The following is a 762-nucleotide window of genomic DNA, read 5'->3' as shown; positions in this document are numbered from 1 at the left end:
CGCCACCATCTGGTCTGGACCGTACACCATCTGCTGCTCGATGGCTGGAGCACCGCGCAGCTGCTCGGCGAAGTGCTGCGCCACTATGCCGGCGAAGCGCTGCCCGCTACCGCCGGCCGCTTTGCCGACTACATCGGCTGGCTGCAGGCGCGCGATGCCGGCGCCAGTGAAGCGTTCTGGCGCGAGCAGCTGCAACCGCTCGATGCGCCGACCCGGCTGCTGGCCTCGCTTCCCGCTCCGCAGCAGGAGCACGGCCACGCCGAACAGCACCATCTGCTCGACGCCACCGAGACCGCGACGCTGGCGGCCTTTGCCCGCACGCAGAAGGTCACGCTGAACACGCTGGTGCAGGCCGCGTGGCTGGTGCTGCTGCAGCGCTGCACCGGGCAGGACTGCGTCGCCTTCGGCGCGACGGTCGCAGGGCGTCCCGCCGAACTGCCGGCAGCGCAGCAGATGCTGGGCCTTTTCATCAACACGCTGCCGGTGGTAGCGTCCCCGCGGCCGCAGCAGCGCATCGGCGACTGGCTGCGCGAGGTGCAGGCGCTGAACCTGGCCGCTCGCGAGCATGAGCACACGCCGCTGTACGACATCCAGCGCTGGGCCGGACACGGCGGACAGGCGTTGTTCGACTCGATCGTGGTGTTCGAGAACTACCCCGTCGATGCGGCGCTGCGGCGCGCGCCCGCCGGGCTGGCCTTCAGCGGCGTGCAGAACCGCGCCGAGACCAACTACCCGCTGACGCTGGTGCTGGCTCATGCCGAT

Annotated in this window: 1 protein-coding gene; it reads left to right on the top strand. The window is 70.5% G+C overall.

Annotation, left to right across the window (positions count from 1 at the left end):
* The coding region (locus K6V06_RS20585; RefSeq protein WP_255582004.1) for a condensation domain-containing protein at positions 1 to 762 on the top strand (762 nt) is incomplete at both ends.

Origin of the sequence: Cupriavidus sp. AU9028, assembly GCF_019795295.1 — a bacterium.
Lineage (GTDB): Bacteria > Pseudomonadota > Gammaproteobacteria > Burkholderiales > Burkholderiaceae > Cupriavidus.
Note: the sequence above shows the minus strand (reverse complement) of the source record. Positions and strands in the feature narration are given on the sequence as shown.